The organism is Pseudoalteromonas sp. SIMBA_162 (assembly GCF_046535955.1).
GTDB lineage: Bacteria > Pseudomonadota > Gammaproteobacteria > Enterobacterales > Alteromonadaceae > Pseudoalteromonas > Pseudoalteromonas marina.
This window is the reverse complement of record NZ_JAWJBQ010000020.1, coordinates 31322-47042: the sequence shown is the minus strand read 5'-3', so window position 1 is coordinate 47042 and position 15721 is coordinate 31322. Positions and strand designations below refer to the sequence as shown.

At 38.0% G+C, this 15721-nt stretch carries 12 protein-coding genes and 2 pseudogenes; 8 read left to right on the top strand and 6 right to left on the bottom strand.

Annotation, left to right across the window (positions count from 1 at the left end; all coding sequences use genetic code 11):
• Positions 1-3: 3 nt before the first annotated feature.
• On the top strand, positions 4-807 hold the full coding sequence (locus tag R0J88_RS14805; protein WP_271481027.1) for a DUF1338 domain-containing protein: 804 nt from the start codon (positions 4-6) through the stop codon (positions 805-807).
• Between the two features lie 76 nt (positions 808-883).
• Here the strand turns inward: R0J88_RS14805 and R0J88_RS14800 are convergent, their stop codons facing one another.
• Positions 884-2164, bottom strand: a complete 1281-nt coding sequence (locus R0J88_RS14800; protein ID WP_410900277.1) for a flavohemoglobin expression-modulating QEGLA motif protein — start codon at positions 2162-2164, stop codon at positions 884-886.
• A gap of 145 nt (positions 2165-2309) precedes the next feature.
• Here R0J88_RS14800 and R0J88_RS14795 point away from each other — a divergent pair, with 145 nt between their 5' ends.
• From R0J88_RS14795 to R0J88_RS14765, 7 genes and pseudogenes are all read left to right on the top strand, one after another.
• Positions 2310-2567 (top strand): DUF3081 domain-containing protein, encoded by a 258-nt coding sequence (locus tag R0J88_RS14795; protein WP_006791765.1) that lies wholly within the window; start codon positions 2310-2312, stop codon positions 2565-2567.
• Complete coding sequence (locus tag R0J88_RS14790) at positions 2567-2872, top strand: hypothetical protein (protein WP_010556260.1); 306 nt, start codon at positions 2567-2569, stop codon at positions 2870-2872. Before R0J88_RS14795 ends, R0J88_RS14790 begins: the two co-directional genes overlap by 1 nt.
• 491 nt (positions 2873-3363) lie before the next feature.
• The gene (betI, locus tag R0J88_RS14785; RefSeq protein WP_008127893.1) at positions 3364-3939 is read left to right on the top strand and encodes a transcriptional regulator BetI; all 576 of its coding nucleotides are present in this window, start codon (positions 3364-3366) and stop codon (positions 3937-3939) included.
• A gap of 1 nt (position 3940) precedes the next feature.
• Complete coding sequence (gene betB / locus R0J88_RS14780; RefSeq protein WP_410900276.1) at positions 3941-5404, top strand: betaine-aldehyde dehydrogenase; 1464 nt, start codon at positions 3941-3943, stop codon at positions 5402-5404.
• 11 nt (positions 5405-5415) lie between these two features.
• Positions 5416-7083 (top strand): choline dehydrogenase, encoded by a 1668-nt coding sequence (gene betA, locus R0J88_RS14775; RefSeq protein WP_410900275.1) that lies wholly within the window; start codon positions 5416-5418, stop codon positions 7081-7083.
• A 145-nt stretch (positions 7084-7228) separates the two neighbouring features.
• Positions 7229-8445, top strand: a pseudogene (locus tag R0J88_RS14770) (BCCT family transporter).
• A 9-nt stretch (positions 8446-8454) separates the two neighbouring features.
• Positions 8455-9156, top strand: a complete 702-nt coding sequence (locus R0J88_RS14765) for a TorF family putative porin (RefSeq protein WP_410900274.1) — start codon at positions 8455-8457, stop codon at positions 9154-9156.
• A 75-nt stretch (positions 9157-9231) separates the two neighbouring features.
• Here R0J88_RS14765 and R0J88_RS14760 read toward each other — a convergent pair whose 3' ends face one another.
• From R0J88_RS14760 to R0J88_RS14740, 5 genes and pseudogenes are all read right to left on the bottom strand, one after another.
• A complete protein-coding gene (locus R0J88_RS14760) occupies positions 9232-10068 on the bottom strand; it encodes a putative bifunctional diguanylate cyclase/phosphodiesterase (RefSeq protein WP_410900273.1) in 837 nt (278 codons plus the stop codon).
• Between the two features lie 30 nt (positions 10069-10098).
• Positions 10099-10188 (bottom strand): annotated as a pseudogene (locus tag R0J88_RS14755) (hypothetical protein); the annotation flags it as partial.
• A gap of 62 nt (positions 10189-10250) precedes the next feature.
• Positions 10251-11153: a diguanylate cyclase domain-containing protein gene (locus R0J88_RS14750; RefSeq protein ID WP_410900272.1), complete on the bottom strand. Its 903-nt coding sequence runs from the start codon at positions 11151-11153 to the stop codon at positions 10251-10253.
• Between the two features lie 93 nt (positions 11154-11246).
• Positions 11247-13157: a putative bifunctional diguanylate cyclase/phosphodiesterase gene (locus R0J88_RS14745; protein WP_248518918.1), complete on the bottom strand. Its 1911-nt coding sequence runs from the start codon at positions 13155-13157 to the stop codon at positions 11247-11249.
• A gap of 249 nt (positions 13158-13406) precedes the next feature.
• Entirely contained in the window at positions 13407-15650 is a 2244-nt protein-coding gene (locus R0J88_RS14740; protein WP_410900271.1) for a DUF5916 domain-containing protein, read from the bottom strand.
• Positions 15651-15721: the final 71 nt, after the last annotated feature.

The window sequence follows — 15721 nt, the reverse complement described above, 5'->3', positions numbered from 1 at the left end:
AACATGCATACCAACGTAAATACATTATTTGAAAACCTATGGGATAACTATTTAGCAGTTACTCCATCGGCAGATAAAATTCATGACCTTTTAGGTTCAACCCAAAAAAACGACATAATTAACGACCATATTGCGTTACGTACGTTCAATATTGAAAAAGTAGGCCTTGAAAAACTAGCAGCACACTTTTTAGCGTTAGGTTACACAGAGTGCGGCGAATACCACTTTGAAGCTAAAAAGCTATATGCTAAACACTACGAACACAGCGATCCTAAGCAACCTAAAGTATTTATCTCTGAGTTATTAGTAGAAAAGTGCTCGCCAGAGTTACAAGCTATTGTTACCGATATGGTAAATCAAATTGATGAAAGTACTGTAACGGCTGATAACTTTTTATATTCAGGTACACATTGGCAAGTAAGCGGTGAAACCTACAAGCAGTTATTAGCAGAAAGCGAGTACGCAGCGTGGATGTCGGCATGGGGCTACCGTGCAAACCACTTTACTGTAAATATTAATATGCTTGCCAAGTTTGATAACATTCACGATGTTAACCAAGCGCTTAAAGATGCAGGCTTTGCGCTTAATACATCAGGCGGCGAAGTAAAAGGCTCACCAGAAGTGCTATTAGAGCAATCATCAACGCTTGCTGATGATTACGCCGTTACCTTTAGCGATGGCGAGCTACGCATCCCTAGTTGTTTTTATGAATTTGCCATTCGATACCCGAAAGCCGATGGCGAACTTTACACGGGGTTTGTTGCAGCTTCAGCTGATAAAATATTTGAAAGCACTAACGCACGCTAATTTGATGAAAACAAAAAAAAGCCCTTACGGGCTTTTTTATGCTCACGAACTTAAGCATGCAGATAAAATACCTACATCATAAAAACAAGGGTTTATAGTCGTTTTCTAGTTGTTCAAAAGATAAGTCACCAATAAAGCGCCCAAAACTCAACCATGTTGCTAGTCCGCGTAAATCTTTAAAATGCGGGGGAACAAACTTAGGGCTTTCAATCACACCTAAATCATGAAGCTGGGAAATTAATCTAAAATCATCAATAGACAACTTACCGACTAATAACAACGGTAACTGATCGATTCGCCCTAACTGAATTGCCACACGTATTAAGTTATACACTAAAACAAAGCCTTTTATGTAGGCAATGTCTTTAGTAAACGGTAATCCTGTTGCTGTGCTGCCTCTAAATACACGCTGAGCCAACGTATAACTATCGTCTTTAGATATTCCTTGAGCTACGTAATCTCTATATATGTCTACAAACTCAGCCCCATCTATCACCTTGGTAACCGCTTGAATACGGTTAACTAATTTTGATAAGCGCCTAGGGGTAGATTTTAAAGTAATAATTTCAGTTAATACTGCTAAGCCCTCTTGTGTTACTGTTGAGCTTGGTGTGCCCTTACTTAAACAGGTTAAATAAGGTTGGGCTAAACCATTTTGAGTCGTGCCCACATGAATCCACCCTTCATGTACTTCTAATATATCTAATTCACGTTGTGAAAATTTAACATCTTGGTTTAGCTTTATATTGTTAGCACCTGCTGCTGCGTCGCTTACAATCCCATCGCTCAACATAACCTCTACATTTATGCCTGGCATACTACTATTAACTTGCTCTGATAAAATTCGCACCGCGTCGCTAGCATCTATATTTTTAGGATCATCGGGTAAAATGTCGGCCATTAATAAATTTTGCAGTGGTTGCTCTAGCATATTCGCAAGCTCGGAGAGTGAAGGCTCACCCGCATGGAATAAATCTTTAGGATGACCAAAAAGCTCAACTGATAAATCATGAAATTCAGGAGTACCTCGGTACTCCAACATACTTAATACCGTTTTATATTCGCCACACATTTTACCCATATATTGAGAAATGGGGTTTAACTGACCTAACTGGTTAATAATGTTTCGGTGTAATGTTGAAAACGCTTGACGCAACTCGCTAGGCACAAAGCCTAAATCGCGCTGTTGGTAGTATGCACGATCTATTAGAGGGTTTTTTTGACACTTTTGCCTAAAAAATTCCTCTTTGATCTGTTTATCCCAATTTATTGCATCAAGAATTCGAATAGGTGTTTGAAGTGCAATTAGTTGGTCTGATAACTCACGAGTTTTAAGCAGTAACGCCTTGTCTATCATGGTGAAAGCTCAATAAAAAATGAACCATGAGCATAATTTATAAACAGTAAATCGCCAAGTATTATCAATCAATTTTATCTGTTGTTTTAACCTGATCGACCCTCATATCTAATACGTATTGAATCTTAAATTAAAGGTGTGATATATGAAAAATGAACTCGACAATAAACAAATACTTGCCGTGTACGAGCGAATACAAAAACGCGGAGAAACGAACGATGAAGGTAAGCATTATCAAGGTGTTACTGCATTTTCAGATATAGATGGATACACAATTTATTTACAAGGTAGTGGCGTACTATTACGCTTTGGGTTTCATAATACTTATCATCTAGATTACGAGCACGATAAACATAAAGATGATTTCTTAAAAAAATTACACAATATTGCTAACGAGGAATAATGTATCCAAGAAAAGTAAGAAAGCGCAGCGACAGCAAGCTCAATACAGCCTTTATTAATCAGGTAATAGCTGCGCTTAAATCAGATCCATCAAAACTCGCCGTCATTCAAGAAAACCTGGAACAATACAGAAGCCAACGCCATTTAAAACGGGGGTTTTTACTCGCAATTGAACGCTTTGACTGGGTATTTGAGGCAAGTGATGATGTTAATTTTATTTGTGAACAAATACTAGCTGACGACTATATTGGAAATCGCCTAAGACGTTACCCCCTTCTATTCAAAGGCGTGATTAGCGAACAATAATAGCTATTATTTATACTAAATAACATCTATACAAGCCAGATAAAAGCCTCAGGTAATTTCCAAATTAGCGTGGTTAATATTATTTAGCCAGGGCTAGTTGCCTTACCGCGCCCCTAGTAATACTAACCTTCCCTAAGTTATTAGTGCACTAAGTAATTGTTGTGTTTGTGCTCACTTGGATTAAAAAAATACTATTAGTACTCTAATTATTACCACTCAAATAAATTTATTCATCTTTTATTTGATAACAAGCAGTAAAGATATAATTACACTCTTAAGCATTTCTAAAAAAACATTTAAACCACTGTTTTAAATAGTAATTAGCCATCTATTGCATCTATTTGCTTAAGTACTTCTCCTGTTGGTTTTATTAATAATTCATCTACATTTTAGTATCTGACTATTTACTTCACCCTTGAATTGTTAGAGCTATTACCTTAAGCTTATCTTTATTGAACGTTCAATTAATAAAAATTATGCCTAAAGTTGGAATGGAACCTGTCAGGCGTCAACAGTTAATTGACGCGACAATTGAGTCAGTGGCGATGCGTGGATTACAAGCAACCACTATTAACAGCATCAGTAAAAATGCGGGTTTATCGTCAGGCATTATTAGTCATTACTTTGGTGGTAAGCAGGGTTTAATAGAAGCAACTGTTCGTTATTTGCTTTCTAATCTTAAAAAAGACCTTATCGAAAAAGTGTGCAACAACACCAGCGCTACACAGCGCCTTATGTTTATTGTTGAAGCTAACTTTGCGCTTGTACAACAGCGCAGTGATACAACCAAAACTTGGTTGAGCTTTTGGGCGCAATCAATGCACGATGACGAACTTCACCGACTGCAAAATGTAAACAGTAAACGCTTGCAAAGTAATTTAGCATTCTCATTTAAGCAATTAATGCCTATTGAGCAAGCAAAACAAGCTGCTGAACTTAGCGCCGCTATGATTGATGGCCTATGGTTGAGAGCAGTATTGAGTAAATCAGACAAAAACCAGTTTAAACACAGTGAAACTCTAGCAAAAAGCTATGTAAATTCACTCATCAAGCAATATGGAGCCTAGCGTGAGCACACCAGTCTATCAAAATTTTATTAATGGCCATTTTCTTGCTAACCAAAGCGGTGAAACTTTTGATGTAACTAACCCTGCAACAGGTGAAGTTATTTACAGTGTTGAAGTTGCCGATGAATTTGTTCAAAACGCAGCCATTGAAAGTGCAAAGCAAGGTTTTGCACAGTGGTCAAAAATGGCCCCTATTGAACGCAGCCGTATTTTATTAAACGCTGTGGCAATACTTCGCGAACGTAACGATGAGCTTGCCCTAATAGAAGTGCTTGATACCGGTAAGCCAATGCAAGAAGCAAACTGTGTTGATATAGAAACCGGCGCCGATGTAATTGAATACTTTGCAGGCCTAGCCCCTGCGCAAGTAGGCCAACAACAAATGGTAGGCGAAGACTTTTACTATACACGTAAAGAGCCATTAGGGATTTGTGCCGGCATTGGTGCGTGGAACTACCCGCTACAAATAGCATGTTGGAAATCAGGCCCAGCCCTTGCTGCTGGCAACGCATTTATATTTAAACCATCTGAAGAAACGCCACTAGGCGCTATTAAACTTGCCGAAATTTTTGTAGAAGCGGGCGTACCTGCTGGCGTATTTAATGTAGTACAAGGTGCGGGTGAAGTAGGCCAATGGTTAACTGCACATAGTGAGATTGACAAAGTGTCGTTCACTGGCGAAGTAGGCACAGGTAAAAAGGTAGTCGCAAGTGCTTCAGGTACATTAAAAGACGTAACCATGGAGCTTGGCGGTAAGTCGCCGCTTGTTGTGTTTGATGATGCAAATATAGAGCAAGCAGTAAGCGCTGCCATGCTAGGTAACTTTTATACCCAAGGCGAAATTTGCACTAACTGTACACGCATTTACGTTCATAAAAATATATATCAGCAATTTATTGATGAGCTTAAAACGCGAACAGAGAAAAATATTATTGCGGGCGACCCGCAAGGTTTAAACACTAACTTTGGTGCGCTCATCTCTAAAAAGCATCAAGACTTAGTGATGAGTTATATCAATAAAGGGATTGAAGAAGGCGCAACACTGCTTACCGGTGGTTCAACGCTTTCACCTGAATCTGCGCCTAATGGCTACTTTGTTGCACCTACCGTGTTTATTGATTGCAACGATGAAATGACTATCGTTAAAGAAGAAATATTCGGCCCAGTAATGAGCGTACTCGTTTTTGAAGACGAAGACGATGTAATTGCACGGGCTAATGGTACTCACCTAGGCCTAGCTGCAGGCGTGTTTACTAGTGATATTAAACGCGCACACCGCGTAATTCATCAATTAGAAGCCGGTATTTGTTGGATTAATGCCTATGGTAACTCACCTGCTGAAATGCCTGTTGGTGGTTATAAGCAATCTGGTATTGGCCGTGAAAACGGGATCGAAACACTTGATCATTACACGCAAACTAAGTCTATTTATGTTGGTATGGCCGACATAGAAAGCCCATTTTAAGGCGCCCTTTTATGAGTAATCATTACGACTATATTATTGTTGGTGCGGGATCTGCGGGTTGTGTTTTAGCTAACCGATTATCTGAAGATTCAAGCAACAAAGTGTTACTACTAGAAACCGGTGGCAGTGATAAAAGTATTTTTATTAAAATGCCAACGGCGTTGTCTATTCCTATGAATACTGACAAGTATGCTTGGCAATTTCATACTCAGCCAGAGCCGTACTTAGATAACCGTGAAATGCATTGCCCTCGCGGTAAGGTACTCGGTGGCTCGTCATCGATTAATGGCATGGTGTACGTACGCGGCCACGCAAAAGATTTTGATGAGTGGCAACAGCACGGTGCTAATGGTTGGGACTACCAATCGTGTTTACCGTATTTTCAAAAAGCGGAAAGCTTTTACCTTGGTGAAAACGCATATCGAGGTGGCAAAGGCCCACTTGGCGTTAATAACGGTAACGAAATGCAAAACCCGTTGTACACCACGTTTATAAAAGCAGGTGTAGAAGCCGGATACGCTAGTACAGACGATTATAACGCGTCACAGCAAGAAGGCTTTGGCCCAATGCACATGACCGTTAAAAACGGTGAACGCAGCTCGGCTTCTCGTGAATATTTAGACCCTGTAAAATCACGTAGTAATTTAACAGTCATTACTGGCGCACTTGCTCAAAAAGTTATTCTAGACGGTAAAAAAGCCACAGGCATTGAGTACAAGGTAAACGGTAATGTTCAAACAGCACATGCAGCAAAAGAGGTTGTTTTAAGTGCTGGCCCTATTGGCTCTCCGCATATATTACAGCTATCTGGCATTGGCGATAAAGACATCCTTGAAAAAGCAGGCGTTGAAGTTAGTCACCACTTACCGGGTGTGGGTCAAAACTTACAAGATCATCTTGAATTTTACTTTCAATATAAATGTAAGCAGCCAATTACACTAAACGGCAAATTGGGTCTTATTTCCAAGGGCTTAATTGGCGCTAAATGGTTACTTACTCGAAAAGGTTTAGGCGCTACTAACCACTTTGAGTCATGTGCATTTATCCGCTCAAAGCCTGGAGTTGAATGGCCTGATATTCAGTATCACTTTTTACCAGCCGCTATGCGATACGATGGGCGTAGTGCATTTGCAGGTCATGGTTTTCAAGTTCACGTAGGTCATAACAAACCAAAAAGCCGTGGCAGCGTTACTATTCAATCAGCTAACCCTGAGCAACCGCCACAAATTTTGTTTAATTACTTACAGCACAAAGACGACATTGAAGGCTTTAGAGCCTGTGTGCGTTTAACTCGCGACATTATTGAGCAAAGTGCCTTTGATGATTACCGTGATGAAGAAATTCAACCAGGTAAACATATTCAAACAGATGAAGAAATAGATGCCTTTGTACGCCAAGCCGTAGAGAGTGCTTACCACCCTTCTTGCTCATGCAAAATGGGTGAAGACAACATGGCCGTAGTTAATTCAAATACCCAAGTACATGGTATTGAAGGCTTACGTGTGGTTGATTCGTCAATATTTCCAACGGTTCCTAACGGAAACCTTAATGCGCCTACGATTATGGTTGCAGAAAAAGCGGCAGACATCATTTTAGGAAATGTGGCATTACAAAAAGCAAATGCTCATGTTGCTATGACTCAAAATTGGCAAGAAACACAGCGTGCAGCAAAAATTTAATCAGCTACTTATAGGGTTAGCCTCGTCAGACTAACCCTATGAGCCTTGCAGTGGCGAACAACATAAATTGGTTATGTTGTAATAATGCAAGATTGAACAATAAAAAACGGAGTGCTTATGAATAACTCACTATTGGAGGGTAGCAATGACCATTTGGCTTAATGCTGGTATTATTTTTACCCTACTTGCAATTACAATCATTTTATTAAAATGGGGTAATGTTCGCGTTGTTGGCGTAACACCAGTTCGCACCTTTACGTTTATAGCAATATTATTTACATCAGGCCTAGATGTTGGCCTTATAATGTTTCCTTTAACTGAGTTTGCAGGTTATGCAGACATAAAAGCAAGCCCAGAATACGCGTTTGCAAATCCACTGGCCATTGAGTTTGGTTACTGGGGATTTTTGATCTGGGGATTTTACTTTCTTACGTGTTTTTATTTCTGGTAATAGAACCTAAAGTTAAATTTTTCGAAATTCCATGGGTTAAATTTATCAATAATGTAGTAATTATTGGTACATGTGCTTTTACCGCATACCTTTTACTTTCAAACCTTCCATGGTATTTACCTGAAATTGGTGATGGTTCAAGTGTCGTTTCTGAGTTTTACTTAATTGTATTTGCAGCAATTTTTTTTGCGGTATATTCAAGTACAGATATTAAGTACGTACGATTTTTAAGTATTTCTACAACTTGGTTATTCATAGCACTAATTGGGTTTATGTGGGCAGGTGCCTTTGTGTTGGGTGACAGTCAAATGTCAGCATTCACAGATAACTTAGCCTCTATCGGCACATACTTTGCCAACATAAATGAATTTGTTTTACCGCTTAACGATTACCATGAGTTTTACCTATTTTGGTGGTTTGCTTGGAGTATTATGATTGGACAGTTTACTTCTCGTTTTGTTGGCGGGTTAAAAACTTACCAAGTACTTGGCGCTATGTTGATTTTCCCTTCAATACCAATCGCAATTTGGTTCAGCGTACTTTACCACTATCATGAAGCGGGCATTCCAACGCAAGGCATTAAAAACTTTGCGATGGTATTTGTAGGTATTGTGTTTGTAATTAATTCACTTGATTCGTTAGTGCGTTTATACACAGATAATTTAAACATCACTGTAAAACGCTTTGGTAAAGCGAAGTATATGATTGGAAACATACTTGCTCTTTCATTATTAACATTATTGTTCAAGCTAGAGTTTTTACAAATACAGTGGGTAGGCGCATTGGTGATTGCCTTGTTTTTCCTATGTGCTGGCTTCATTGGCTATAGCAAATTTAAAACCGTTAATAGTATTGATAGCTCACCAAAAGCAAACAAGATTGACTACACTAAAATTGAGACACAAAGTTAGGGATTTATAATGAACCACAAACTAAAACAACTTGCAGTAGCATTGCCACTAGCACTTTTATCAACAACGGCAGCTGCAGACTGGTCAACAACTATTACAGCAGCATCAGATTACACTTTTAATGGTGTAAGCCAAACAGATAACGATCCTGCATTACAAGCAAGTTTAGATTATGCTTTTGATAATGGCGTGTATGCCGGTGTATGGGCATCAAACGTTGACTTTGGTGACGATACTGATTTTGAACTAGATGGCTATGTTGGTCGCTATGTACAATTAAACGACAAGTTTAGCGTTGACTACGGTATTGCATACTACACATACCAAGGTAATAACAGTGATGGAAATTACCCAGAGGTTTACACTAAATTTGGTTACACAAGTGACTACGGCCAAACAGAGCTTAACTTTTGGTACAGCTGGGATTATTTTGGTACAAGTGCGGGCCATGTAGTTTCAATGATTGCTCATACTTATGAACTTGCACCAAATCATGCAATACGTGCAAGTTTTGATATCTCTAATTCACTTGACGGTGAAAAATGGGCTTGGGATGTAAACCAAAAGAAATCGTATAATCACTACCGTCTTGCTTATCAAACAAGTTACGAAGGTTTTGGTATTGAAGTAGCAGCTGAAAATACTAGCCTTGACTACGATTACGCCGATGAGCGCATCGTGCTAGCAATTTCAAGAACATTTGATTTATAAAGATTAATTAATTTTAACTCTGTACATAAATTTAGCGAACCACAACCCAGGTTCGTTAAACTGAAAAAAGCCTCTTTATGAGGCTTTTTTATTGTTTAAATATTCAATTAATGCGCTTGAGGTCAGCGGTCTTGAAAAGTAATACCCTTGCAAATGCGTTACGCCAAGTTGAGTAAGCTTTTTGCACTGCAAAGGTGTTTCAACCCCTTCAGCAATAACATTAAAATTAAGCGAACTTGCCATTTGCACTACTGCGTTAACAATGCTTAAGCCTCTTTCATCCTCATCTTGAACAAAACTTTTATCTACTTTTACAATATCTACACCAACATCAAGCATACTTGATAAAGAAGAGTAACCGGTTCCAAAATCATCTATTGAAATTCTAACACCCAACTCTTGTAATGATTTAACCACATACAAAAATGTATGCTTATCGTTTGCAAATACAGATTCAGTTACTTCTAAATGAAGCTTATGAGCAGGAAAATTTAAATCCGCCAAAATGCTTTTAACCTTACTGGCAAACTCTATCTCTTTAAGCTGCATTACAGATACATTAATACTGACTGATAAATCTGGAGTTAATTTTTGAAAAGTAAGTGCTTGTTGGCATGCCGTTTCGAGTACCCAAAAACCTATTTTTGAAATTAACCCATACTGCTCAGCAATAGGTATAAACTCGTCAGGAGGAATGTTTTCTCCTTTCAATTGCCAACGTATAAGCGCCTCAATCGCATAAATATCATGTGTTTTAGAGTCAATAATGGGCTGGTATACTAACGAAAAACAATTGTTGATGAGCGCTGTTAAAAGCTCTTCGCTAAGTAGGCGCTTTCTTTCTAATTCTGAACGAAGCGACTCGCTAAAAAAACTTATTTGCCCACGATTCATTCTCTTTTGATGATACATTGCCATATCGGCATTTAAAATTAAGGCATCCAGATCTCTACCATGCTCTGGGTAAAGTGCAATACCTATGGTTGCCCCTACCCGTGCACCGTGCTCTGTTTCTGGATGATCCTGCGTAATTGCATCAATAATTTCTTTAGCAAAATCGTATGTATTTTCTTTGCATACAAAATCACTTAAAATTAAAACTCATCGCCACCCCAGCGGCACTTTTGCTGATTATGAGCACACACGTCAGAAATACGTTTCGCTGTTCTTCTTAAAACATTATCGCCTACCTTGTGACCCATCACGTCATTTATATTCTTAAACCCATCTAGGTCTATAAAAAATAGCGCAAAAGGTGGGTCTGGATAATGCTTAATTCTCTTTTTTGCATCATTTAAAAATGCATTTCGATTTAATAATTGAGTTAGCGAATCAGAGTTTGATAAATGCATTATTTCTTTAGTACGCGCATCAACTCTTAGCTCCATTCTTTCTAACAAATCGCTGTTTTGATTTTTTAAATGTATTGCCTGTTGTGTAAATGCAGATGCTTTATTTAGAGTTAACAAGGTAATTGAGCCATAGCCAATACCCAAAAAGCCGAGTACATTTTCGTAATAGTCTTCAGACATTATTAGCACTAAAGCGTAGGGAAATAACAGAATAAAAGCATAAGCAAAACAGGTCAGCTTATGTGCTGACAAAACATTGGCAGAGCCACCACCAAGAGCGGATAATATAATTATGATACTTGTGGCTTCTAGGGGGGCAAAAGAAGTGTGAAAATACAAGGCATAACTGCACCATATAATGGCAGTTATAATAACCCCTGTTGAAAACTTTAGTAGGTCTAATTGGGTAGCCGTTTTGTTTGTTTTTAAAAATAGACGAATATCTAAAAAACGGATCCCCAAAGCAAGCAGCATAATAAGCCACCAAACTAGCTTGTCGTTATAGCTTAACAATCCGCCTTTATTAAAACTAAAAGCAATACATGCGCTGGCAAATAAAGAGACGAGTAAACCTGAATAAGCGTTCTCGTAAAGCAATCTAACGGTATCATTAAGGTTTTCTTTGATTAGGGAGCTTCGATGCATATTATCTAAGCCTTTACATTCGTTTTTATTATTAGTTTAACTAAAGCTATGCCTTAATTAAAAAATTGTCCATTAAACGCCCTAGCAACACATTTATTTAGAAATTTCCCAGGCGCTAGAGCCAGATGCAGATAAATTAGCGTTATTATTACGTAACACTTTATTTCCTACATTAATTGACGACTCAGGTCGACTGACTAAATAACCTTGAACTGAGCTCACACCTAATTTTTTCACAAGCTCAAACTGGGCGATTTCTTCAACGCCTTCTGCGACAATTTTAAGCCCCAATCTTTGCCCAAGCTCACTAATTGTATTGAGTATATCGTTATATTTTTTGCTTTTGTTAGCTTGTGTAATAAACGAGCGATCTATTTTTATAACATCGATGGGTAAATCTGCTAGCGTACTTAAAGAGCTAAACCCGGTACCAAAATCGTCTATAGCAATAGTTACACCGTCTTCTCTTAGCTTGCTCAACTCATCAATGATTCTAGAGCTTGCTTGAATAAAGGTAGACTCTGTTACTTCAAGCATTAAAGACGTTGCCGGTAACCCAGTACTTTTGAGGATTTTTGTGATCCAATCGTATATATCACGATGTTTTAACTGAATACCGGAAATATTCACTGATATTTTTACTTTACGCATACCCGCATTGTGCCAAGCAGCCATTTGTCTGCATGACTCAAGCATAATCCAATCACCTAACTCTAATATTAAATTTGATTCTTCAGCAATAGGAATAAATTCAGCGGGAGAGATCATACCTTCAACGGGGTGATTCCATCGAGTGAGCGCTTCAAAATAGTCAATCATGCAATCTTCTACGTGCACAATTGGCTGAAAAGACAAATAAAAGTCTTTGCATGCAATGGCTAAACGAAGCTCTTCAAGTAAGTAATGATAGCGACGCATTTTATTACCCATTTCTGGAGAATAAACTTTAAAAATACCTTTACCATCACTTTTAGCACGATACATTGCTACATCAGCTAGTTGTAATAGTGCTTGTGGTGTAGATGCGCTTTCTGGATAAGTAGCAATACCAATGCTTGCGCTAATTTTTACAATCTTATTGCCAAGCACAAAGTCTTTTTCAAGCTCACTAAGTACTTGCTTGGCTATGTCGACTACTTTGTCACTTTCGTCCAACGATTCAATAAATATAGAGAATTCATCACCGCCTAAACGCGATAAATTTTGTTCTAACTGGTTTGCAGAATTGATATTACTCAACTTATGGTGACGCAACACATTAGCTAATCGCGTGGCAACTTGCACCAGTATTTCGTCGCCAAAACTATGACCGAATGAATCATTTACTTGCTTAAACCCATCTAAATCTATAAACAATAATGCACAAGTAAGTTCTTTTTGACCGGTTTGATTTATGTGCCTACCAATATGCTCAATGTAGGCATGTCTATCGATGAGTTGTGTTAATTTATCTTGGCATATACTTGTTTGTGTTTGTTTCACATAATTCACTACATGCATATTTAAGGTCGTGATAGATTTGCTTAAATTACTAATACCATTAGGGTTTTGAGCAGGTTCAATATCTAAGTTAAACGACTCTAAAAGTTTATTAGCCTGCTGATTAAGTTGGCTTAGCTTATGTTTGTGATTTTGTTTCCTGCTTTGTTTTTTTATGTAGACAGCAAGCAAAAGTATACAAGAGAAGAAAATAATAATGTTTTTAGGCGACGTTAACACCATCAAGATGAGTGCGTTTGAATCAGCCGCAATAAAATGTTGATCCGTTGTTTTAACAAGAAGTAATGTTTGAGAAGCACTGTCAATTGTATAATGACCGCTTAAAACAGGGTTATACCAAGGGGCAATATCTAAACTGGTGCTGCTTATATCAAATTTTTTAACACTAAAATTAGACTGAAACAGATTGGTACGGCTTATTTGGCTCGTTAATTCAGCATTTAGGTAAAAGCAAAATAACAAAGTGACTAAGGAAATTAATCCAACATGCTTTAATTTGTTCATGAAAAATTCCCTAACAATACTAATCCTTAATAACTAAATGCTCATTATATCCCCTATTTTTGTTTGTAAGCAATTATTAATGACTTGTATGCTATTTTTTGTTCATTTTAATATAGCTAAGTTATTGATTATTCGTTAAGGCAATTATTTTTAGCGCAAAGTATCCGCAGACTCACCATGTATTTGATAGATTGCTCACAAACAGCTTATGTGTATATTTTGCTTGTGAGCTTAAATCTATCTATGCTTTTAAAGCTGCCATGCGTAACTTACTTTTGTAAAAAAGGTGCGTTGGTCGCGCTCAATATTTTCTAGTGTGTCATCCTGATACCCTCTATCTGAGTAACCTAGGTAAAATAGCGTTTGTGCGTTAATCTTATACGAATAAACAAGTTGGCTGCCATAGTCTTTGTTTGTCTGGCTTACTTGATAAAAATAAGCGTCTTTGTTTCTGTCTATATCTTCAACCTGTAAAATCAGCTTTAACATTGATCGCATATTAAATTTATAATGCAGTCTAAAGTCGACTAAATTAGCTGTGTAAACGCGGTCATCTCGTGGGTTATCTAACTTACTATAACTGTGTCTTATATCCACTTGCCAATGATCGTTTATATCCCAAACTGCTTGCGTTTGTGTATTAATTACATCGCCAAGCTCTAAATTTGTATAGTCAATACGGCTTGCATATTCTAAGTAAAACGATAAGTTCAAGTCTTTTGTCGGTTTAAGCGAAGTGTAAAGATAACCTATATTCTGATTGTAAAATTCATCGTAATAACTTTCTTTACGATGGATAAAACCAATATTAAATAAAGACTGCTTTTGCCCCTTAAAACTTAAAAAGCCTTCGTATTCTTCCTCAAGCAAGTCACCACTTTGCGACCAGGTTTTATCCCAATCAGCTTCATAAGACCATGAAGTAATTAAATCTAACTCATCTCGATACCACGTTTGACCGCCACCAATTAGCACTTTTTCATAATCAACTTTTGCTTGGTATCCTAAATCGGTGCGATAATCCTCACCAATATTTTCATAAGATGTGTAAAGTTTATAGTCTCGCTTGTCACGCGTTAACTCAATTGCGTATGCCTGATCAGATTGCGTTTTGGATAGTCCATAGTTATCAACCAAAAAGTCAGAATTTCGTGTATCAGCTGACGAAACCTGATAAAGCAATGTATCTGACTGATTAAACCAATAACTGCCATCAACTGATAGTACCGTATTACGATAATTATCGCTTTGTCGGTGTGTACTTGAAACGCCCAACGTTCCTTGATCACCTAAGTCATATTGATAACGGCCGACTGCTGCCTGTGTTTTTTCATTTAATGAAGCAAAACCAGAGCCTTGATTTGAAGGAAGTAGAATATTACTGTTTTCATCATCAGCTAACATAAGTGCATAGCTATGCCCATCCGTTTTACCGGTTAACTTAGCGCCTAAAGTTGGCTCTGCAATGGTTCGGGTGTATAAAAGCTCAAATAAGCTACTTTTAAAATATGAGGCACCATCTAAAAAGAAAGGTCTTTTTTCTGCATAATAAATTGAGTACGTGGTATTTACATCAAGCTCTAGAGAATCAGTCTCTACCTGCGAAAAATCAGGATTAATAGTCGCATTTAATACCGCGTCTTTTGTTATTCCCCAGCGTAAATCTAAACCGGCTTCAGTATCTATGTTACCGTTCTCCCAGTCACCGGGGAGTTGCGCTTTATCATCGTGACGAAGCGCTGTAAGCGTTGGGGTAAGTTGTACATTTTTACTTGATTCAATTTTACTTAAGCCCGTTAACTTATCAAACTGGCAAAGGCTACATTTGACATCGCGGTCGAACCCCATGTTAGATATTTGATAGAGCACGTCCCGTGGGTAGTTTCTCATTAACAAAAAACCCCACGTTAAGTCTTTTTTATCTTCTGGAAAACGCAATGCTTTAAAAGGAATACGCATTTCAACTACATAACCTTCATCGGTAATTTTTCCGGCACTATCCCAAATTGCATTCCACGACGGATCAGACTGCCAACCATCGGTATCGCTCATGCGTAAATCGCCTTGTGCACCTAACGGGTTAACAAAAAACTCATAGCCTGAGCGCTCATCATTAAAAGTATCTATTACAAGTATGGCAGTGTCGTCTTGCCAAAGGGTATCTCGGTCACGAAGTGAAGCACGTATTTGATCTGGCTCCGGATCGTAAGCAATAAAACCAACATACAAATTTGTGCCATCTTCGTACATGTAGGCATCGGTTTTTACCGGAGGCGTGCCTCTTTCATTAGGCTCATCTTGAACGAGTAAAGGAACATAGGTCGCTTTTTTCCAATGCGCTTCATCAAGTACGCCATCAACACTGATATTTTGATTGATTCGTGCTAGCGATACCTGCTCTTTTTCTGCAAATACACAGAAGCTATTAAATAGGAGAAAAAAGGATAAAAGTAAAAGCGTGAGTGGTTTTTTTATAGTTATAAAGTACTGCATAAACATCCATTTAGAACAACTTTACCCAATATGAGTAATTTCTAAGCCGGAGTGTAATTTAAGCAGGTACA

Coding starts and splice junctions, on each gene's coding strand:
- R0J88_RS14805 (WP_271481027.1), top strand. CDS start 4: ATGCATACCAACGTAAATACATTATTTGAAAACCTATGGGATAACTAT.
- R0J88_RS14750 (WP_410900272.1), bottom strand. CDS start 11,153: ATGCATCGAAGCTCCCTAATCAAAGAAAACCTTAATGATACCGTTAGA.
- betA (WP_410900275.1), top strand. CDS start 5,416: ATGAGTAATCATTACGACTATATTATTGTTGGTGCGGGATCTGCGGGT.
- R0J88_RS14800 (WP_410900277.1), bottom strand. CDS start 2,164: ATGATAGACAAGGCGTTACTGCTTAAAACTCGTGAGTTATCAGACCAA.
- R0J88_RS14740 (WP_410900271.1), bottom strand. CDS start 15,650: ATGCAGTACTTTATAACTATAAAAAAACCACTCACGCTTTTACTTTTA.
- R0J88_RS14760 (WP_410900273.1), bottom strand. CDS start 10,068: ATGTATCATCAAAAGAGAATGAATCGTGGGCAAATAAGTTTTTTTAGC.
- R0J88_RS14795 (WP_006791765.1), top strand. CDS start 2,310: ATGAAAAATGAACTCGACAATAAACAAATACTTGCCGTGTACGAGCGA.
- R0J88_RS14745 (WP_248518918.1), bottom strand. CDS start 13,157: ATGAACAAATTAAAGCATGTTGGATTAATTTCCTTAGTCACTTTGTTA.
- betI (WP_008127893.1), top strand. CDS start 3,364: ATGGAACCTGTCAGGCGTCAACAGTTAATTGACGCGACAATTGAGTCA.
- R0J88_RS14765 (WP_410900274.1), top strand. CDS start 8,455: ATGAACCACAAACTAAAACAACTTGCAGTAGCATTGCCACTAGCACTT.
- R0J88_RS14790 (WP_010556260.1), top strand. CDS start 2,567: ATGTATCCAAGAAAAGTAAGAAAGCGCAGCGACAGCAAGCTCAATACA.